This is a genomic window from Variovorax sp. Root411, from assembly GCF_001425205.1.
Classification (GTDB): domain Bacteria; phylum Pseudomonadota; class Gammaproteobacteria; order Burkholderiales; family Burkholderiaceae_C; genus Variovorax.
Window position 1 is genome coordinate 1 of record NZ_LMDW01000018.1, and the last position, 18,306, is coordinate 18,306.

Genomic DNA, 18,306 nt, shown 5'->3' on the forward strand with positions numbered 1-18,306 from the left:
GCTGCGCAACGCGATGATCCCCGTCATCACGGTCATGGGCATGCAGTTCTCCGAGCTGCTGGCCGGCACCATCGTGGTGGAGAACGTGTTCTACCTGCCGGGCCTGGGCCGCCTCATCTTCCAGGCCATCAGCAACCGCGACCTGATCGTGGTGCGCAACTGCGTGATGCTGCTGGCGGCCATGGTGGTGATCGTGAACTTCGTGGTCGACGTGCTGTACGCAGTGATCGACCCGCGCATCAAGGCCAGCGACATATGAGCTCCGTCATCACCGCCCCGAGTGCTGCGGCGCTCAAGGTTCCGAGCTTCTGGCGCCGCGCATTGCACCACCGCAGCTTCGTGCTGGGCGGCGCACTGACGCTGCTCCTTCTGCTCGCCGCCGCCGTTTCGTTGGCCTGGACGCCATGGTCGCCCTACGACATGGACATGGCCAACAAGCTGAAGCCGCCGACGGGCGCGCAGTGGCTGGGCACCGACACCTACGGCCGCGACGTGGCTTCGCTGCTGCTGGTCGGCGCACGCGCGTCGATCCTTGTCGGCGTGATCGCGGTCGGCATCGGCCTCGTGGTAGGCACGGCGCTGGGTCTGCTGGCGGCCGCCAAGCGCGGCTGGGTCGAGGAAGCCATCATGCGGCTCACCGACTTCTCGCTCGCCTTCCCCGCGATTCTCTCGGCCATCATGATGACGGCGGTGTTCGGCGCAGGCATCGTCAACGCGATCATCGCCATCGGCATCTACAACATCCCGACCTTCGCGCGCATCACGCGGGCATCGGCCAACGCCATCTGGTCGCGCGAGTACGTGGCCGCCGCGCGGGCCTGCGGCAAGGGCAGTTTCGCGATCACGATGCAGCACGTGCTGCCGAATATCTCGGCCGTGCTGATCGTGCAGATCACCATTCGCTTCGCCATCGCCATCCTGGCCGAGGCCGCCCTCTCCTACCTGGGCCTGGGCACGCAGCCGCCGCAGCCTTCGTGGGGCCGCATGCTCAGCGAGGCGCAGACGATGATGTTCCAGTCGCCCCTGCTCGCGGTGTTCCCCGGCATGGCCATCGCGCTCGCGGTGCTCGGCCTGAACCTGCTCGGTGACGGCCTGCGCGACCTGCTCGACCCGCGCCTCGCGCGCGCAAGATAAGAAGCGCCATGCCCTTGCTCGAAGTCGAAGACCTCCACATCGAACTGCAGACGCAGCGCGGCCCCGCCAAGGCCGTGCGTGGCATCGGCTTCACGCTGCAGCGTGGCGAAACGCTGGGCATCGTCGGCGAATCGGGCTGCGGCAAGTCGATCACCGTGATGTCGCTGATGGGCCTGCTGCCGTCTAGCGCCAAGATCGCGGGCAGCATCCGCTTCGACGGCACCGAACTCGTCGGCCGCGACGAAAAGGCCATGTGCCAGATCCGCGGCAACCGCATCGGCATGATCTTCCAGGAGCCAATGACGGCGTTGAACCCGGTGCACACGATTGCGCGCCAGGTCGGCGAACCGCTGCGGCTGCATCGCGGGCTCTCGAAGGCCGAGGCGCGCAAGGAAGTGCTCGCGTTGCTTGAACGCGTGGGTATTCCCGATGCGGCCTCGCGCCTCGACGCCTACCCGCACCAGTTCTCCGGCGGCCAGCGCCAACGCATCGGCATCGCGATGGCGCTCGCTTGCGGGCCTGACCTGCTGATTGCCGACGAGCCGACGACCGCGCTCGACGTGACCATCCAGAAGCAGATCCTCGAACTGATCCAGAGCCTCGTGGCCGAGCGCGGCATGGCGCTGATCCTGATCTCGCACGACCTCGGCGTGATCGCGCAGACGGTATCGAAGATGCTCGTGATGTACGGCGGCAGCGTGGTCGAGAGTGGCCCGACCGAGGCCGTGTTCGCGCGCCGCGCCCATCCCTACACGCAAGGCCTGTTCGCCGCGCGGCCCGCCATCGGAGCGCCGCGCGGCCTGCGCCTGGCCACCATCAAGGGCAGCGTGCCCGAGCTGGTCGACCTGCCGCCGGGCTGTCCGTTCGCGGGCCGATGCAGCTACACCATCGACGCCTGCAAGACCACCAGGCCCCCGGCCACGATGCTCCCGCCGGACCATGCGGTCCGCTGCATCCGGCTGGAAGAAATCGCCGCGCAAGGGGCCATCGCACCATGAGCGCAAACACCGCTTCGCCGCTGCTGCAAGTCACCGACCTCGTGCGCCACTACGCGCTGCCGCGCGAGAAACTCTTCGGTCCGCCGCCCACCGTGAAGGCGCTCAACGGCGTGAGCTTCGAGGTGCAGGCCGGCAAGAGCGTGGGCATCGTCGGCGAATCGGGCTCGGGCAAGTCGACCATCGCGCGCCTCGTGATGGCGCTCGATACGCCGACCTCGGGCAGCGTGCATCTTGAAGGCCGCGACCTGCACACGCTGTCGAAGGCCGATCTGCGCACCGCGCGGCGCGATTTCCAGATGGTGTTCCAGGACCCCTACGGCTCGCTCGACCCGCGCCAGACCGTGGCGCGCATCGTCGCCGAGCCGCTCGAAGCGCTGGCAGAGACCAGCCGCGCCGTACAGCGCGAGCGTGCTTCCGAAGCATTGGCCGCAGTCGGCCTGCGCACCACCGACATGGACAAGTACCCGCACGAGTTCTCGGGCGGCCAGCGGCAGCGCATCGCGATCGCGCGGGCGCTGATCACGCGCCCCAAGCTCATCGTCGCCGACGAGCCCGTCAGCGCGCTCGACGTGTCGGTGCAGGCCCAGGTGCTCAACCTCATGCAGGACCTGCAGCAGCAGTTCGGCATCAGCTACCTGCTCATCAGCCACGACCTCGCGGTGGTCAACCACCTGTGCGATGAAGTGTGCGTGGTGTGGAAGGGCAAGATCGTCGAGCAGGGTCCGCCCGCCGAACTCTTCCACCACGCTCAGCATCCCTACACGCGCACGCTGCTCGACGCGGTGCCACGCACGCCCGCGGGCGGCACGCTGCTGGCCGCCTGACACCGAAGCGTCGCTGGCCGAGGACGCCGCAGTTGATCACCGTGGCGGGACAGCCTACGGGAACGTCCCGAGGAAAAACCGGCTCGCGGACCGCACGGCGGCGCACCCACTGCGAGAGAATGACCGGCTGCGCACGTGGCATCTTTCGTGCTGCGTGTCGTGTCTTTCGCGGCGTCGCGCCTCCCTTCGGGGCATGGGGCACGCCGGAGCAGTCGCCATTCGAACCTGGCTTGTCTATCCGGAGATCACACGTATGTTGAACCGCCGCACCCTTCTCACCACCGCTGGCGCCACCGTTGCGCTGGCCACCCCGCTCGCCGGCATGGCGCAGGGCCGGAAGGACGCCATCGTGATCGGCATGGCGCTCGAGCCGCCAGGGCTCGACCCCACCACCGGCGCCGCCGCAGCCATCGCCGAGGTGGTGCACTACAACATCCTCGAGACGCTCACCAAGATCAACGCCGACGGCAGCGTCACACCGCTGCTGGCCGAGAGCTGGGAAATTTCGCCCGACCTGAAGACCTACACCTTCAAGTTGCGGCGCGGCGTGAAGTACCAGAACGGCGAACCCTTCAATGCGGCCGCCGTCAAATTCTCGTTCGACCGCGCGGGCGGCGAGAAGAGCACCAACAAGGACAAGCGCACCTTCGCCAACCTCGCGACGCAGGTGGTGGACGACTACACCGTCGTCGTCATCAACAAGGAAATCGACCCCGACCTGCCCTTCGTGCTAGGCCAGGCCACGGCCGTGATCGTCGAGCCCAAGAGCGCCGAGACCAACGCCGGCAAACCGGTCGGCACCGGCCCCTACAAGCTCGACAACTGGGCCAAGGGCTCGTCGCTCACGCTGAGCAAGTGGGAAGGCTTCCGCAGCCCCGCCACCGCGAAGATCAACAAGGTCACGTTCCGCTTCATCTCCGACACGGCCGCGCAGGCGGCAGCCATGCTCTCTGGCGACGTCGACGTGTTCGCGCGCATCGGCACGCGCGTGGTGCCGCAGTTCAAGGCGAACCCGCAGTTCCAGGTCATCCTGGCGGGCTCGCGCGCCAAGACCATCCTGTCGATCAACAACAGGAAGAAGCCGCTCGACGACGTGCGCGTGCGCCGCGCCATTCTTGCGGCCATCGACCGCAAGGCCGTGATCGAAGGCGCGGCCGACGGCTTCGGCGTGCCCATCGGCAGCCACTACGTGCCGGGCGCGGCAGGCTATGTAGACACCACGGGCATCAACCCCTTCGACATCGAGAAGGCGAAGAAGCTGCTGGCCGAGGCCGGCGTGAAGACGCCGCTCGAACTGACGATGACGCTGCCACCGCCGCCCTATGCGCGCCAGGGCGGCGAGGTGATCGTGGCCCAGCTCGCCAAGATCGGCATCGTGGTGAAGGTGCAGAACGTGGAATGGGCGCAATGGCTCAGCGGCACCTACGGCAACAAGGACTACGACCTGTCGATCATTTCGCACGTGGAGCCCTTCGACCTCGGCAACTACTCGAAGCCGGACTACTACTGGGGCTACCAGTCGAAGGCCTTCAACGCGCTGTTCGACAAGATCAAGTCCACCGGCAACGCGGCCGAGCGCAACAAGCTGCTCGGCGACGCGCAGAAGATGCTGGCCACCGACGCGGCCAACGGCTTCCTGTACCAGCCGCAGTTCCCGACCGTCGCGAAGAAGAACGTCAAGGGCATCTGGAAAGAGAACCCGATCTTCGTCAACGACCTGTCGGCACTGTCGTGGGGCTGAGCGACCTGTCCGCGCAGGAGCTTGCCGCCGCCTACCGCAGCCGCGAACTCTCGCCGGTGGAGGTCACGCGGGCGGTGATCGCGCACGTCGAGCGCTGGGAACCGCACCTGCAAGCCACTTGGCTCTTCAGGCCCGAGGCCGCGCTCGAACAGGCGCGCGCGTCGGAAGCGCGCTGGCTGCGGGGCGATGCGCTCGGCCCGCTCGACGGCGTGCCCGCGACCATCAAGGAAAACATCGCCACGCGCGGCGACCCGATGCCGGCGGGCACCGCCGCGGTCGACCTGAAGCCCGCTGCGGCCGACGCGCCGCCGGCCGCACGCCTCAAGGAAGCCGGTGCGGTGATCGTGAGCAAAACCACCATGCCGGACTACGGCATGCTGTCCTCGGGGCTGTCGAGCTTTCACACGCTGGCGCGCAACCCCTGGGACCTGCGCCTGACGCCGGGCGGCTCCAGCGCAGGAGCTGCCGCGGCGGCGGCTGCCGGCTACGGCCCGCTGCACCTGGGCACGGACATCGGCGGGTCGCTGCGCCTGCCCGCGAGCTGGTGCGGCATCTTCACGCTGAAGCCCAGCCTGGGGCGCATTCCGATCGACCCGCCCTACATGGGCCGCGCGGCAGGGCCGATGACCCGCACGGTGGGCGATGCAGCACTGCTGATGCAGGCGCTGTCTCGGCCCGACGCACGCGACAGCATGAGCCTGCCGCCGCAGGACATCGCCTGGGCAGGCTTCGACGTGGCACCGGACCATCTGCGCGGCCTGCGCATCGGGCTGCTGCTCGACGCGGGTTGCGGACTGGCGGTCGAGCCCGAGATCCAGGCGGCGGTGGAAAACGCCGCGCGGCTGCTCGAGAAAGCCGGCGCGGTGATCGAACCGATGCAGCCGTTCATGTCGCAAGCCATGCTCGACGGCATGGACCACCTCTGGCGCATGCGCTCGCTGGTGGACATGAAGGGCCTGCGCGCGGACCAGCGCGCGAAGGTGCTGCCGTACATCCGCGAATGGGCGGAGAGTGCGGCCGAATTCAGCGGCGAGCATGTGTTCCGCGGCTTCAGCCAGTTCCACGCCACGCGTGTGGCGGCGGTGGCCGCATGCGCGCGTTTCGACTACGTGATTTCGCCCGTGTCGCCGAACATGCCAGCGGCAGCCGAGGCGCCCTCGCCCACGAACGATCCCCTGCGTCCGCTGGAGCACATCGGGTTCACGGTGCCGTTCAACATGTCGGAACAACCGGCGGCTTCGGTGAACTGCGGGTACTCGGCGAGTGGGTTGCCGATCGGGTTGCAGATAGCGGGGCAGCGATTCGACGACCTCGGGGTGTTGCGCGTGTCGCGTGCATTCGAGCAGATCCGGGAGCCGCAGCGGCCGTGGCCCGTGGTGCCGGGACGCTAGGGATTGCGCTGTTCGGGGCGCGATCACGCCGACGGGATACCTTGCTCCGCGAATGTCCTCCGGCCTTCGGCCTCCCCCTTTATTTCGCTGCGCAAGGCACCCCGCCGTCGTGATCGTTCAGAGCACTTGTTGATCGGCCGCACACCAGCGGCGTGCCCCGTGCACAGGGCGTCGGGTGCTCCCCGCAGCGAAATAAAGGAGGAGCGAAGCGGGGGACATTCGCGCAGGGGAGTACCCGGCGGCCTGTGCATCTCCCGAGTCCGCGTCACGAACTCGGTTTCCCCCTTGCGCCCCGGAAGAAACTGGAACGCGACGCGAGGCAAGGCGGGCAGCCCGTGCGGCGTTGCCAGCCGCGCCACGCCGTCGCTGATCGCCGACTCGTTGAGACACGCGACGCCCAGCCCCGCAGCCAATGCCGACTGCAGCCCCGCGACGCCGGACGCCACATGCGCAAGCGCATAAGGCACGCGCCGGCGCCGCAGCAGCGCCACGGTGAACTGGTGCAGCGAACAGGTGTCGGGCAAGGCCAGCAGCCGCACCGGCTCACCGCGTGCGAGCCGCATGCCCTCTGCACCGAGCCACACCAGCGATTCGCGCCGCAGCACCGCGCCCCTGGCCTGCGCGGCGGAAACCCCGGCGATGTTCATCGCGAGGCCCACGTCGAAATCGCCGTGCGCATACGCCGCCCGCAGCGCATCGCTCTTCAGGATGCTGACATGCAGCCGGACCTGCGGATAGCTTTCGCCGAGCCGCCCCAACAGCCGCGTCAGGTCGCCCGGCCGGAAGTAGTCGGTGACGGCGAGGCGCAATTCACCCTGCAGCGTTTCGCCGTGGAGATCGCGAAACGCTTCGTCGCTAAGCGCCAGGATGCGCCGGGCATAGGCCAGCAAGCGCACGCCCGCCTCGGTGGGTGAAACGCCCGCCTTGCTGCGCGTGAACAGCGACTGCCCCGCTCGCTCCTCCAGCTTGCGGATCTGCTCGCTGACCGAAGACTGCGAAAGAAAGACGCGCGGCGCGGCGGCCGTCAGGCTGCCCGCATCGACGACCGCAGCCAGCGTACGCAGTTGTTCCAGATCGAATCCTTGCATGACCTATCCATTGGTTAATCCGATGAAATACATCATATCTTCCTGCTTTTCCGATGGTTAAGGATTGCCCACAATCACTCCATCGACCACTCATTCACCAAGGAGTCCACCATGCCCCACATCGTCGTCCACCTCTCCGGCGAACCCGACGCCGCCCTCACTCGCAAGACCGTCGACACGGTCGCCGAACTCACCCGGAGCGTGCTCGGCAAGCAGCTGCCGGTGATCGCCATCGCCGTGCAGTACATCGCCGCCGACGCCTGGTTCATTGGCGGCCAGATGCTGGCCTCGCTCGGCAAGTCGGCGTTCCACCTCGACATCAGCGTCACCGACGAGACCAATACCAAGGCCGAGAAGGCGCGCTATCTGCGCGAGGTGCATGCAGCCATGGCGAAGATCCGGCCGGACCTGCACGAGGTGTCGTACATCCACGTGATCGATGCGCGCGGCGCGGCCTACGGCTACGGCGGCAAGACGCAGGAGTACCGCCACCAGCAAGCCGGCGTCTGATGGGTCGTTGAAGCATCGCCGGGGGCATGGCACGATGCCGCCATGCCCCCCGGAAAAACGCTCGCCGACAGCCTCGGCAACACCCTCACCCTCGACGACCCCACCAGCCTGGCGCTGGTCGACGATTTCGTCATGGGCTTCATCTCGACCGAGGCGCGTGCGGTCAACCTGCTCGCCGTGGCCGAAGCCGACGCGAGCCCGATCGTGCAGGCCTACTGCGCCACGCTGCACCTGTTCGCCGAGTCGCGGGAGTCCGTCGTCAACGCCCGCCCATTCCTCGCGAAGGCCCGTGCCGGCGCCGCGCGCGCCACCCCGCGCGAGCAGCGATACATCGCGGCCGTCGAGGCCTGGGCCGATGGCGACATCGCACGCGCCATCGCGCTGCATGCCGAGCAGGCGCGCGAGCATCCGCGCGACCTGGTGTCGGTCAAGCTCGGCCAGTACCATTGTTTCAACACCGGCGACTGCCCCGGCATGCTGAAGCTCGCGCTGGCGGCGCTGCCGCATGCAGCCGACGTGCCCTACGTGCACGGCATGGCGGCCTTCGGCTACGAGCAGTGCCACCTGATGCGCGAGGCCGAGGCGAGCGCGCGCCGCGCCATCGCCATGTGCCGCAAGGAGCCGTGGGCGCACCATGCGCTGGCGCACGTGATGCTCACCGAGGGCCGACTCTCGGAAGGCCTGGCGTTCATGGAGAGCGTGAGCGACACCTGGATCGGCCTCAACTCTTTCATGGTCACGCACAACTGGTGGCATGTGGCGCTGTTCCTCATCGACCTGGGCCGTGATGCCGATGCGCTCGCGGTGTACGACGAGCGCGCCTGGGGCGTGGTCAAGGACTACTCGCAGGACCAGATCGGCGCCGTCTCGCTGCTCGCGCGGCTGGAGCTCGCGGGTATCGACGTGGGCGCCCGCTGGGACGACGTGGCGGGCTATCTGCTGCAGCGGCAGGCCGACCACGTGCTGCCCTTTCTCGATCTGCAGTACCTCTACGGTCTGGCGCGCGCCGGCCGACCCGAGGCCGATGTGCTGCTGCGCAACATCGTGGCCTTCGCGCCGCATGCGCCGGCATCGACTCGAGCGGCATGGCAGCGCGTCTGCGTGCCGGCCGCGCACGGGCTGGTGGCGCACGCGCGCGGCGATCTCGCGGCGGCCATCGAAGGGCTGGGCACGGCCCTGCCGTGCATGATCGAGATCGGCGGCAGCCACGCGCAGCGCGACCTGTTCGAGCAGCTGTACCTCGACGCGCTCGTGCGCACCGGCTCCGAGGCCACGCTGACGGCTGCGCAGGGCATCCTGCAGCAGCAGCTCAACGGCCAGCCCGAGTCGCTGCGCCTGCGCCGGCAGACGGCGGCGGTGTATGAGCGCCTCGGCCTCGGGCCGCTTACGACGCACGCCTGAGCGCATCTGCGAGCACTGCCCGGCAGCCCATGCCTTCAGGTCATGGGGCATGGTGCAAAAGGAATTGGCGATGGCGTGGAGGCGGCTCCTAAACTGGCCGCTCCCTATCGACAAGACGCCTTCAAGGCCTCATCAAGGCCCCAATGCCCATGCACAAGTCTCTCGTCACGCTGGCCGTTCTCTCGGCCCTCGCCCCCTTCGCACCCACCCTGCATGCCGCCGACGGAGCGCCCATCGTGCTCGACCTGCTGCTGCGCGGCGGCACCGTCTACACGGGCGACTCCGACACGCCAGTGGTGAGCGATGTCGGCATCGCGGGCGACCGCATCGTGTTCGCGGGTAAGGCGGCGCCGGCGCAGTTCACGGCAAGGCGCGTGATCGACGCCACGGGCATGGTGGTGGCGCCGGGCTTCATCGACGCCCACACGCACGCGGATGCCGACCTGCACTCGAACGACCCGAAGAAGCGCCTCAACATCCCGTTCATCACGCAGGGCGTGACCACCGCGGTGATCGGCAACGACGGCTTCGGCGGCTTCGACATCGCCGCGCAGACGCAGAAGCTGCGCGCCGCGCCGATGGGCACCAACGTGGCCATGTACGTGGGCTTCGGCCCCGTGCGCATGAGCGAGCTGGGCGAGGCCAACCGCGCGCCCACCGCCGAACAGCTCGAAGCGATGAAGAAGCACGTGAGCCAGGGCATGTGCGAGGGCGCGCTGGGCCTTTCGACGGGGCTCTTCTACACGCCGCAGAACTTCTCGAAGACCGAGGAGGTCATCGAGCTCGCGAAGGTGGCGGCGCGGCACGGCGGCCTGTACGACAGCCACATCCGCGACGAGTCCATGTACAACATCGGCCTCAAGGGCTCCATCGACGAGGTGATACGCATCGGCCACGAGGCGAAGCTGCCGGTGCACGTGGCGCACATCAAGGCGCTGGGCGTCGACGTGCAGGGCCAGAGCGGCGACATCATCAAACGCATCGAGAAGGAACGCGCGGGCGGGCTGGACATCACGGCCGACCACTATCCGTGGACTGCGTCGAGCACGCGCTTCTCGGCCGCGCTGCTGCCGCCCTGGGCCAACGAAGGCGGCCGCGCGGCAACGCTGCAGCGCTTCGACGACGCCTCTCAGCAGGAGCGGCTGCGCAAGGACATGCGCGAGAACCTGCGGCTGCGAGGCGGCCCCGAGACCATCCTGTTCTCGGCCGGCAGCACGAAGTACGTGGGCAAGACGCTGGCCGACGTGGCCAAGGCGTCGAATGCCGATCCGGTGGATGCCGCCATCGCGGTGCTGCGCGACGGCGACCTGATGATCGCGTCGTTCAACCAGAGCGACGACGACGTGCGCGCCTTCATGAAGCGGCCGTGGGTCATGACCTCGTCCGACTCGTCGCTGGGCCATCCGCGCGCCTACGGCACCTTCGCGCGCAAGTACGACCAGTACGTGGTGAAGGAGCACACGATCTCGCTGGCGCAGTTCATCCGCAGCAGCTCGTCCCTCACGGCCGACACGCTGGGGCTGAAGCAGCGCGGGCACCTGCGCCCGGGCTACTACGCGGACGTGGTGGTGTTCGACCCGGCGCGCTATGCGGCAAAGGCCACCTACACGCAGCCTACGCTGCTGTCGGAGGGCGTAAGCACGGTGCTGGTGAACGGGCAGCTCGCGGTCGACGGCGGCAAGCCCACGGGCGTTGGCGCTGGGCTGCCGTTGCTGCGCACGCCGAAGGCGGGCAGCTGCGGCTGAGGCCGCTTGCCCGGCCTCAGTCTTCCTTGTCTTTCAGGTGCCGCGTCTGGTCGTAGGTCGGCTGCGCCGGCAGGTCGGCCAGGTGCCGCGTGTCGGCCCATTCCACGATCTCGATCGCCTCGGGCTCGGCCGGATCGGCGATGCGGATGCGGTTGAAGCCCGCATTCGGAATGTCGCTGCGGCGCGGCCCGCTCAGGCTCAGGCCCCTGGCGGTGCGCCACACCATGTCGAGCACGCCGCCGTGCGTGACCACGATCAGGTGCCGCCCCCGGTGCGCCGTGGCGATGCTGCCCAGCGCCGCGATGATGCGCGTGTGGAATTCGCGCGCCGTCTCGCCCTCGGGCATGGCGTGGTCCTCGCGGAACTCCAGCCATTCTTCCCAGGCACGCGGATGCAGGCTCTGGATCTCGTCGGAGCGCATGCCCTCGACCACGCCGAAGAACTGCTCGCGCAGCCCCGCCGAAGTCACCACCGGCAGCGACAGCTGCGACGCGGCGGGCGCGGCCGTCTGCTGCGCGCGCATCAGGTCGCTGCTGATGATGTGCTGCACCGCGCTCTCGCCGGCCAGCCGCAGGCCGATGCGGCGGGCCTGCTCGTGGCCGATGTCGTTGAGCGGCACATCGGCGTGCCCCTGGAAGCGCAGTTCGCGGTTCCAGGCGGTTTCACCGTGGCGAATGAGGATCAGGTCGGTGGTGGTGTCGGGCTTGGGCGTTGGCATGGGCGTCCATTTTCCACCGCATTCGCGCAGAATCTCTCTCCATGCCCAAACTCATCCTGCTGCCCGGCCTCGCTTGCGACGAGCGCATCTGGGAGGCCCAGTTGTCCGCACTTCCCCCCGCCTTCGGCGCCCGCGTGAGCGACGCCCAGCGGCATCACGACACCATCGAGGGCATGGCCGCCGCCGTGCTGCGCGACAACGACGGCCCGCTGGTGCTGTGCGGCGCCTCGATGGGCGGCATGGTCGCCATGGAAGCTGCCCGCCAGGCGCCCGGGCGCATCGCGGGGCTCGCGCTGCTCGGCACCAGCGCGCGGCCCGAGACGCCCGACATGTCCAGGCTGCGCGCAGGCGCCATCGAATACTTCGAGCGCGGCGAGGTGCGCGACGTGATCGAGCCGAACGTCTACTTCGCTTTCCACCCCGCGCAGGCGGCCGACCAGGTGCTGGTGCAGCGCTATCTCGACATCGTGCTCGGCGCGGGCGCGCAGCAGCTCATCAGCCAGAACCGCGCGGTGATGCGCCGGCCCGATGCGCGGCTGCATCTTGCGTCTCTGCGCGTGCCGGTGCTGCTGGTGTGCGGCGACGACGACCGGCTCGCGCCGCCCGAGTGCACGCGCGAGATGGCGGCGCTGCTGCCGCAGGCACAAGTCGCGTGGGTGCCCGACTGCGGCCACATGCTGACGATGGAAAAGCCCAGGTTCGTCAACGCCGCGCTCAACGGCTGGTTGGCGAAGCATTTCCCCGGCACCTGAGCCGCCTCGGCGGTTCAGTGCAGCTGGCCGCCGGTTTCGACGATGTCGTGCTTCACCGCGAGCGCGGTGCCCACGGCGATGCGCAGGGCCGCGATCATCGTTTCCAGCGACATGCTCGGCGCCCCCGGAAAGCGCGCCGCCTGCTCGGGCAGGTACGGAATGTGGATGAAGCCGCCGCGCAGCCCCGGCACCGGGTGCGTCGCGATGCGGTGCATCAGCCCGTAGAAGATGTGGTTGCAGACGAAGGTGCCGGCGCTGTTCGACACCGAGGCCGGCACGCCGGCCGCGCGCAGTTCGCGCACCATGGCCTTGATCGGCAGCGTCGAGAAGTACGCCGCCGGAGCCCCGGGCACCACGGGCATGTCGACGGGTTCGCGGCCCTTGTTGTCGGCCACGCGGGCATCGTCGATGTTGATGGCGACGCGCTCCGGCGTCACCTCCGCGCGCCCGCCGGCCTGGCCGATGCAGAGCACCAGTTGCGGCTGGAGTTCGTTCATCGCGCTGGAGAGCACGTCGATGGCCTCGCCGAACACGCAGGGCATCTGGCGCGCATGCACCGTCGCGCGGCCGAGCTTCCAGCCGTCGAGTGCGCGAACGGCTTCCCATGAAGGGTTGATGGCTTCCTGCTCGAAGGGATCGAAGCCGGTCAGCAGGACGTCGATGGGCTTTGCGGCCAAGACCTTGTCTTTCGCGTTCGCGCTGTCAGGCCAGCGCCCGGACGGCGATGCCTTCCTGCTCCAGCCGTTCGCGGATGCGGCGCGCAAAGGCCAGCGCGTGCGCGCCGTCGCCATGCAGGCAGACGGTCTGCGCATTGACGGGCACGACGCTGCCGTCGATGGCGGTCACCCGGCGGTCGCGCACCAGCGAGAGCGTCTGCGCGATCGACTGCGCCTCGCTTTCGATCAGCGCACCCGGCTGGCTGCGCGGCACGAGGCTGCCGTCGGGCATGTAGCCGCGGTCGGCGAACACTTCCTCCACGGGTGCGAGTCCGGCGCGGCGGGCCGCGTCGATCATGTTGCTGCCCGCGAGGCCGAAGAATTTGAGCGACGGGTCGAAGCGGCGCACGGCCTCGCACAGCGCCTCGGCGAGCTCGGGCTCCTTCACGGCCTGGTTGTAGAGCTGACCATGGGCCTTCACGTGCGAGAGCTTGCCGCCCTCGGCCTTCACGATGGCCGCCAGCGCGCCCACCTGGTAGAGCACGTTGGCCACGATCTCGTCGGGCGGCAGGTGCATGGTGCTGCGGCCGAAGTTCTCGCGGTCGGGGAAGCTCGGATGCGCGCCGATGGCCACGCCGTTGCGCATCGCCCAGCGCACGCACTGCTGCATGGTCTTCGCGTCGCCTGCGTGCCAGCCGCAGGCGATGTTGGCGGAACTCACGAGCGCGAGCAGTGCTTCGTCGTTGCCGGCGCCTTCGCCGAGGTCGGCATTGAGGTCGATTTGCATGGTGGGCTTCCTCTTTTCGCGATTTCCCGCGAAGTCTATGCCGCGCTCGGCCAGCCTGCAGCGGCCAGCCCCTGTGCCACCTGCGACAGGTAGCGCTGCTGCGCGGCCCATGCGGCCAGCGCCTTGGGCTGATCGACCTGCACGAGGCGCAGTTGGCCGTTGAGCGGCGCCTGCGCGAGCTTCCAGAGGTCGGCGCGGATCACCACGCCGATCCGCGGATAGCCGCCCGTGGTCTGCGCGTCGCCCATCAGGATGATCGGCTGGCCCGAGGGCGGCACCTGGATCGTGCCGGGAATCACGCCCGACGAGAGCATGTCGCCGCTGTGCTTGCGCTTGAGTTCGGCGCCCGCGAGCCGGCTGCCCATGCGGTTGCTCTGCGGCGTGATGCGCCAGCGCTCGCCCCACAGCAGCTCGCGCGCGGCCGGCGTGAACAGCTCGAACTCGGGGCCGGGCAGCACGCGCAGGACGATGGCGCCGTCGTCTTCGTCGGGGCCCCAATCGGGACCGCGCAGGCCGAAGGGGCGGCGTTCGCGTTGCGCCGCATCGAGAGGCGAGGCGCCCGTCGGGAGCCGGTCGCCCTTGCGCAGCGCACGGCCTTCGAGGCCGCCGAAGCCGGCCTTGAGGTCGGTGCTGCGCGAGCCGAGGACCGGGGGCACGTCGATGCCGCCCGCCACCGCGAGCCAGCTGCGCAGGCCGGTCTTCTTCACGCCGGGCGTGTTGGCGCCGGCGAGCCTGAGCGTCTGGCCGGCCGCGACCGGCACGCTCCAGCAGGGCCACAGCGGCACGCCGTCGAGGCTGGCGCCGAAGCCGTCGCCGGTGAGAGCGATGCGCGTGGCGGCTTCGAACTGCAGCTCGCAGCCGCCCATCGTGAGTTCGAGGCCGGCCGCGCCGTCGGCATTGCCGACGAGCCGGTTGGCCAGGGCGAGCGATAGCACGTCGAGCGCACCGCCGGGGCAGATGCCCAGCTCGCGATGGCCGTGCCGGCCCAGGTCCTGCACCGAGGCAAGCACGCCGGGTTTGCGCACGGCGATCATGCCTGCACGCTTTCTGCAACGAAGCGCACGCGGTCGCCGGGGCGCAGCAGGGTGGGCGATTCGGCCGTGGGGTCGAACAGCTCGAGCGAGGTTCGCCCGATCAGCTGCCAGCCGCCCGGCGACACCAGCGGGTAGATGCCGGTCTGCTCGCCGCCGATGCCCACCGATCGCGCGGGCACGGCGGTGCGCGGCTCGGCCCGGCGCGGCGTGGCCAGTTCGGGCGGCAACCCGCCCATGAAGGCAAAGCCCGGCAGGAAGCCCAGCAGGTAGACGACGTACTCGGCGCCGCTGTGGCGCCGCACTACCTCGGCCGGCGTGAGCCCGGTGTGGGCCGCGACATTGGCCAGGTCAGGCCCGTCCTCGCCGCCGTAGGCCACGGGAATCTCGACCAGCCGGCCCTCGACGGCACCGGGGGCGAGCTTCGGCCAGGCCTCGAATACGTTCGCGGCCAGCGTGTCCAGGTCGATCGCGGTCGGGTCGAATGTGAGCGTGAGGTTGTTCATGCCCGGCAGCGTTTCGCCGACGCCCGGCCATTGCTGCGCCTGCCGGGCCAGCGCCCAGATGCGTTGCTGCTGCACCAGCGTGGCCGGCGCGGGCAGCTCGCACAGCAGTGCTGCATCGCCCAGCAGGTGCAGCCGGGGCGACGGGGTGCCGCTCATCCCGACCTATTCACGGCCCAAGTTGCGGACCTTGGCCGCGAGCTGCTGCTCCACGTTGGGGGAGACGAACTTGTGGACTTCGCCGCCGAGCATGGCGATCTCGCGCACGAAAGTGCTGGAGATGAACTGGTACTTGTCGCTGGGCGTCAGGAACACGGTCTCGACGTCGGGCATCAGCGAGCGGTTCATGCCCGCGAGCTGGAACTCGTAGTCGAAGTCGGTCACGGCGCGCAGGCCGCGCACCATGGCCTTGCCGCCGCGCGCCACGACAAAGTCGCGCAGCAGGCCCGAGAAGCTCTCGACGGTGACCTGGTCGCTGTAGGGCTTCACGGCATCGCGGGCCATGTCCATGCGTTCGGGGAGCGTGAACAGCGCCTTCTTGTGGTGGCCCGCCGCGACCGCGACGATCACCTTGGAGAAGAGCTGGGTTGCGCGCCGCACCACGTCCTCGTGACCGAGGGTGATGGGGTCGAAGGTGCCGGGGTAAACCGCGATCACGTTGCTGGCCATGGTTGCTTCTTCCTCATGCTGCCGGTGCGGCTTGTCCGGCGGATTATGCAGTCCTATCCGCCGCGGGCCGCAGCAGATGGGCGTGAACGGCGCCGGCTTTGAGGTAACGAAAACCGACAAGGCCGAAGGCGCCAAGTTCTTCATCGCTCCAGCGGCGCGGCGCTTCGAGGTATACCGAGCCGCCGGCACGCAGCGCGCGCGCGGCAGCGCGCAGCGCCGGCTCGTAGAGCGCCGTGCTGTCGAACGGCGGATCGAGGAACACGCCATCGAGGCTGCCGGCCGGCACCCGTTCGAGCGCGGTCACCCCGTTGCCGCGCTCGATACGCACGGCCTCGGCGGCCAGCTTGGTCTTCGTGGCTTGCAACTGGGCGGCCAGTGCGGCGTCCTGCTCGCACAGCAGCACGTTCGCGGCGCCGCGCGAGGCGGCCTCGAAGCCGAGCGCGCCGGTGCCCGCGAAGGCGTCGACGCACTGCCAGCCGGGCAGTTCGCCGCCACCGGCGCCGGCCAGGCTTGCGAGCCAGTTGAACAGCGTTTCGCGCACGCGGTCGGGCGTGGGGCGCAGGCCGGGCTTGTCGGCCACGGCGAGGCGGGTGCGCTTCCATTCGCCGCCGATGATGCGCACTTCGCTGGGCCGCGACGGACGCTTGGGTGCAGCAGGTGCGGAGGGATGTTTGGCGGGGGCGGCTTTCTGGGGCATGCGGCGAGCTTAACGCTGCCGCACGGGCGCCTTCTCAGACTCCAGCCAGTGCGCGCCGCGCCAGCATGGCCGCCAGCACGAGCATGGTTCCGCCGACGAGCGCATCGAGCATCCGCCAAGCGCGCGGACGTGCGAACACCGGCGCGAGCAGCCTTGCGCCGAAGCCCAGCGAGGTGAACCACAACGCGCTTGCCGTGGCCGCACCCACCACGAACCACAACTTGAGCAGCCCCGCGTACTGCGCCCCAGCGCTGCCCACGAGCAGCACAGTGTCGAGATAGACATGCGGGTTCAGCAGCGTGAAGCCGGCAGCCTGCGCCACCACGGCCGCGCGCGACAGCGAAACGCCCCGCGCCGTGGCCTGCAGCGCCGCGGACCGGCGCGAACGCCAGAGCGCCTTCAGTCCGTAGCCGCAGAGAAACGCCGCGCCGAGCCCGGCGAGCACCGTGGCCAGCATCGGCCGCCCCTGCAGCGCCTGCGCCATGCCGGCCACCCCCGCGCCGATCAGCACCGCGTCGATGGCCGCGCAGAACAGCACCACCGCGCCCACGTGCTCGCGGCGCAAGCCCTGGCGCAGCACATAGGCGTTCTGCGCGCCGATGGCGACGATGAGGACCAGGCTCATGAAAAGCCCGTTGGCGAAGGCAGTGGTGGCGTGGACGGCTTGCATGCTTCGAGCTTGCCGCTGGATGCCAGTTAACTCAAACTAAACTTTCTAACGCTAATTCAGTTTCTCTTCATCACCATGCTCGACTACGCCGCCCTGAACGCCCTCGCCGCCGTCGTACGCGAGGGCAGCTTCGAACGCGCCGCCCGCGCGCTGCACGTCACGCCCTCGGCCGTGTCGCAGCGCATCAAGCAGTTGGAGGAACGCACCGGCGGCGCACTGCTGGTGCGCGGCCAGCCCTGCGTCGCAACGCAGGCCGGGCTGCAACTGTGCCGGCACGTCGAACGCGTGGGCATGCTGGAGCACGAACTGCGCGAAGCCCTGCCCGCGCTCGGCATGGGCGGCGACAAGGCGGGCGGCGAGCGCGTCACGGTGCGGGTGGCCGTCAACGCCGACAGCCTTGCGACCTGGTTCATGGCGGCTGCCGCGGCCTTCGCCGCACCGGAACCGGCTGCGCTGCTCGACCTCACGGTAGACGACCAGGACCACACGGCCGAACGGCTGCGCAGCGGCGCGGTGCTCGCGGCGGTCACCGCGCTGGCCCAGCCGGTGGCGGGCTGCAACAGCGAGGCGCTCGGCACGATGCACTATGTGGCGGCGGCCAGCCCCGCGTTCGTGCGCGAGCATTTCGCCAAGGGCGTGGGCGCCCGCACGCTGGCGAGCGCCCCGAGCCTTGTGTTCGACCGCAAGGACCGGCTGCAGGCGCGCTGGGTGCGGCGCATCTGCCACCGCAACGTGGAGACGCCGCGCCACTGGATTCCCTCGCCCAATGCCTTCGTCGAGGCGGCGTGCGCGGGCATGGGCTGGGGCATGCATCCGGCCAGCATGGTGGCCGATGCTGTTCGCGAAGGGAAACTGGTGGAGCTGGAGCCCGGCTCGACGCTGCCGGTGCCGCTCTACTGGCAGCAGGCGCGCGCCGCGCCGCGGCTGCTCGAAAGGCTGGGGGCGGCGGTGCGCGCGGCCGCCCGCCGCGGCCCGCACGCGCTGGCGTGAC

The 18,306-nt window shown here is 69.4% G+C and carries 19 protein-coding genes and 1 pseudogene; 11 read left to right on the forward strand and 9 right to left on the reverse strand.

What is annotated here, in order from left to right:
* From ASC92_RS21910 to ASC92_RS21935, 6 genes are all read left to right on the forward strand, one after another.
* Window positions 1-259, forward strand: a 259-nt coding sequence (locus ASC92_RS21910) for an ABC transporter permease subunit (protein WP_157609105.1), incomplete at its 5' end; no start/stop codon positions are given.
* Window positions 256-1,134: an ABC transporter permease gene (locus ASC92_RS21915; protein WP_056519951.1), complete on the forward strand. Its 879-nt coding sequence runs from the start codon at window positions 256-258 to the stop codon at window positions 1,132-1,134. The genes ASC92_RS21910 and ASC92_RS21915, both read left to right, overlap by 4 nt.
* An 8-nt stretch (window positions 1,135-1,142) precedes the next feature.
* Window positions 1,143-2,132, forward strand: coding sequence for an ABC transporter ATP-binding protein (locus ASC92_RS21920; RefSeq protein ID WP_056519955.1), 990 nt, complete (start codon window positions 1,143-1,145; stop codon window positions 2,130-2,132).
* Window positions 2,129-2,956, forward strand: coding sequence for an ATP-binding cassette domain-containing protein (locus tag ASC92_RS21925; protein ID WP_056519959.1), 828 nt, complete (start codon window positions 2,129-2,131; stop codon window positions 2,954-2,956). The genes ASC92_RS21920 and ASC92_RS21925 overlap by 4 nt, the downstream gene beginning before the upstream one ends.
* A 253-nt stretch (window positions 2,957-3,209) precedes the next feature.
* A complete protein-coding gene (locus ASC92_RS21930) occupies window positions 3,210-4,697 on the forward strand; it encodes an ABC transporter substrate-binding protein (RefSeq protein WP_056519963.1) in 1,488 nt (495 codons plus the stop codon).
* On the forward strand, window positions 4,688-6,088 hold the full coding sequence (locus ASC92_RS21935) for an amidase (protein WP_056519966.1): 1,401 nt from the start codon (window positions 4,688-4,690) through the stop codon (window positions 6,086-6,088). Before ASC92_RS21930 ends, ASC92_RS21935 begins: the two co-directional genes overlap by 10 nt.
* A 248-nt stretch (window positions 6,089-6,336) precedes the next feature.
* Here ASC92_RS21935 and ASC92_RS21940 read toward each other — a convergent pair.
* Window positions 6,337-7,176 (reverse strand): annotated as a pseudogene (locus ASC92_RS21940) (LysR family transcriptional regulator); the annotation flags it as partial.
* Window positions 7,177-7,287: 111 nt separating this feature from the next.
* Between ASC92_RS21940 and ASC92_RS21945 the strand changes: the two are divergent.
* The 3 genes from ASC92_RS21945 (at window position 7,288) to ASC92_RS21955 (ending at window position 10,832) form a co-directional block, all read left to right on the forward strand.
* Window positions 7,288-7,686, forward strand: a complete 399-nt coding sequence (locus ASC92_RS21945; RefSeq protein WP_056519969.1) for a tautomerase family protein — start codon at window positions 7,288-7,290, stop codon at window positions 7,684-7,686.
* Window positions 7,687-7,728: 42 nt separating this feature from the next.
* The gene (locus ASC92_RS21950; protein ID WP_056519973.1) at window positions 7,729-9,087 is read left to right on the forward strand and encodes a tetratricopeptide repeat protein; all 1,359 of its coding nucleotides are present in this window, start codon (window positions 7,729-7,731) and stop codon (window positions 9,085-9,087) included.
* Window positions 9,088-9,236: 149 nt separating this feature from the next.
* Window positions 9,237-10,832 carry an N-acyl-D-amino-acid deacylase family protein gene (locus tag ASC92_RS21955; RefSeq protein WP_056520369.1) on the forward strand — a complete coding sequence of 532 codons (1,596 nt, stop codon included), beginning with the start codon at window positions 9,237-9,239 and terminating at the stop codon, window positions 10,830-10,832.
* A gap of 16 nt (window positions 10,833-10,848) precedes the next feature.
* On the opposite strand, the gene ASC92_RS21960 is transcribed toward ASC92_RS21955, so the two are convergent.
* Complete coding sequence (locus ASC92_RS21960) at window positions 10,849-11,550, reverse strand: histidine phosphatase family protein (protein ID WP_056519977.1); 702 nt, start codon at window positions 11,548-11,550, stop codon at window positions 10,849-10,851.
* A 41-nt stretch (window positions 11,551-11,591) separates the two neighbouring features.
* Between ASC92_RS21960 and ASC92_RS21965 the strand changes: the two genes are divergently transcribed.
* Window positions 11,592-12,302: an alpha/beta fold hydrolase gene (locus ASC92_RS21965; RefSeq protein WP_056519979.1), complete on the forward strand. Its 711-nt coding sequence runs from the start codon at window positions 11,592-11,594 to the stop codon at window positions 12,300-12,302.
* 14 nt (window positions 12,303-12,316) lie between these two features.
* On the opposite strand, the gene pcp is transcribed toward ASC92_RS21965, so the two are convergent.
* Genes pcp through ASC92_RS22000 form a run of 7 tightly spaced genes read right to left on the reverse strand, consistent with a single transcriptional unit; the run spans window position 12,317 to window position 17,315 of the window.
* Window positions 12,317-12,979, reverse strand: coding sequence for a pyroglutamyl-peptidase I (pcp, locus tag ASC92_RS21970; protein ID WP_056519982.1), 663 nt, complete (start codon window positions 12,977-12,979; stop codon window positions 12,317-12,319).
* Between the two features lie 25 nt (window positions 12,980-13,004).
* A complete protein-coding gene (gene pxpA, locus ASC92_RS21975; protein WP_056519985.1) occupies window positions 13,005-13,745 on the reverse strand; it encodes a 5-oxoprolinase subunit PxpA in 741 nt (246 codons plus the stop codon).
* A gap of 35 nt (window positions 13,746-13,780) precedes the next feature.
* Window positions 13,781-14,779: a biotin-dependent carboxyltransferase family protein gene (locus ASC92_RS21980; RefSeq protein WP_056519988.1), complete on the reverse strand. Its 999-nt coding sequence runs from the start codon at window positions 14,777-14,779 to the stop codon at window positions 13,781-13,783.
* Entirely contained in the window at window positions 14,776-15,438 is a 663-nt protein-coding gene (gene pxpB / locus ASC92_RS21985; protein ID WP_056519991.1) for a 5-oxoprolinase subunit PxpB, read from the reverse strand. The genes ASC92_RS21980 and pxpB overlap by 4 nt, the downstream gene beginning before the upstream one ends.
* Window positions 15,439-15,444: 6 nt before the next feature.
* A complete protein-coding gene (gene coaD, locus ASC92_RS21990) occupies window positions 15,445-15,948 on the reverse strand; it encodes a pantetheine-phosphate adenylyltransferase (RefSeq protein WP_056519994.1) in 504 nt (167 codons plus the stop codon).
* Between the two features lie 43 nt (window positions 15,949-15,991).
* Window positions 15,992-16,645, reverse strand: a complete 654-nt coding sequence (locus ASC92_RS21995) for an RsmD family RNA methyltransferase (protein WP_056519998.1) — start codon at window positions 16,643-16,645, stop codon at window positions 15,992-15,994.
* Between the two features lie 34 nt (window positions 16,646-16,679).
* Window positions 16,680-17,315, reverse strand: a complete 636-nt coding sequence (locus ASC92_RS22000; protein ID WP_056520001.1) for a LysE/ArgO family amino acid transporter — start codon at window positions 17,313-17,315, stop codon at window positions 16,680-16,682.
* Window positions 17,316-17,390: 75 nt separating this feature from the next.
* On the opposite strand from ASC92_RS22000, the gene ASC92_RS22005 reads away from it, so the two are divergent.
* Window positions 17,391-18,305 carry a LysR family transcriptional regulator ArgP gene (locus ASC92_RS22005; RefSeq protein ID WP_056520004.1) on the forward strand — a complete coding sequence of 305 codons (915 nt, stop codon included), beginning with the start codon at window positions 17,391-17,393 and terminating at the stop codon, window positions 18,303-18,305.
* Window position 18,306 lies beyond the last annotated feature (1 nt).

Coding starts and splice junctions, on each gene's coding strand:
- ASC92_RS21915 (WP_056519951.1), top strand. CDS start 256: ATGAGCTCCGTCATCACCGCCCCGAGTGCTGCGGCGCTCAAGGTTCCG.
- ASC92_RS21920 (WP_056519955.1), top strand. CDS start 1,143: ATGCCCTTGCTCGAAGTCGAAGACCTCCACATCGAACTGCAGACGCAG.
- ASC92_RS21925 (WP_056519959.1), top strand. CDS start 2,129: ATGAGCGCAAACACCGCTTCGCCGCTGCTGCAAGTCACCGACCTCGTG.
- ASC92_RS21930 (WP_056519963.1), top strand. CDS start 3,210: ATGTTGAACCGCCGCACCCTTCTCACCACCGCTGGCGCCACCGTTGCG.
- ASC92_RS21945 (WP_056519969.1), top strand. CDS start 7,288: ATGCCCCACATCGTCGTCCACCTCTCCGGCGAACCCGACGCCGCCCTC.
- ASC92_RS21950 (WP_056519973.1), top strand. CDS start 7,729: ATGCCCCCCGGAAAAACGCTCGCCGACAGCCTCGGCAACACCCTCACC.
- ASC92_RS21955 (WP_056520369.1), top strand. CDS start 9,237: ATGCACAAGTCTCTCGTCACGCTGGCCGTTCTCTCGGCCCTCGCCCCC.
- ASC92_RS21960 (WP_056519977.1), bottom strand. CDS start 11,550: ATGCCAACGCCCAAGCCCGACACCACCACCGACCTGATCCTCATTCGC.
- ASC92_RS21965 (WP_056519979.1), top strand. CDS start 11,592: ATGCCCAAACTCATCCTGCTGCCCGGCCTCGCTTGCGACGAGCGCATC.
- pxpA (WP_056519985.1), bottom strand. CDS start 13,745: ATGCAAATCGACCTCAATGCCGACCTCGGCGAAGGCGCCGGCAACGAC.
- ASC92_RS21980 (WP_056519988.1), bottom strand. CDS start 14,779: ATGATCGCCGTGCGCAAACCCGGCGTGCTTGCCTCGGTGCAGGACCTG.
- pxpB (WP_056519991.1), bottom strand. CDS start 15,438: ATGAGCGGCACCCCGTCGCCCCGGCTGCACCTGCTGGGCGATGCAGCA.
- coaD (WP_056519994.1), bottom strand. CDS start 15,948: ATGGCCAGCAACGTGATCGCGGTTTACCCCGGCACCTTCGACCCCATC.
- ASC92_RS21995 (WP_056519998.1), bottom strand. CDS start 16,645: ATGCCCCAGAAAGCCGCCCCCGCCAAACATCCCTCCGCACCTGCTGCA.
- ASC92_RS22000 (WP_056520001.1), bottom strand. CDS start 17,315: ATGCAAGCCGTCCACGCCACCACTGCCTTCGCCAACGGGCTTTTCATG.
- ASC92_RS22005 (WP_056520004.1), top strand. CDS start 17,391: ATGCTCGACTACGCCGCCCTGAACGCCCTCGCCGCCGTCGTACGCGAG.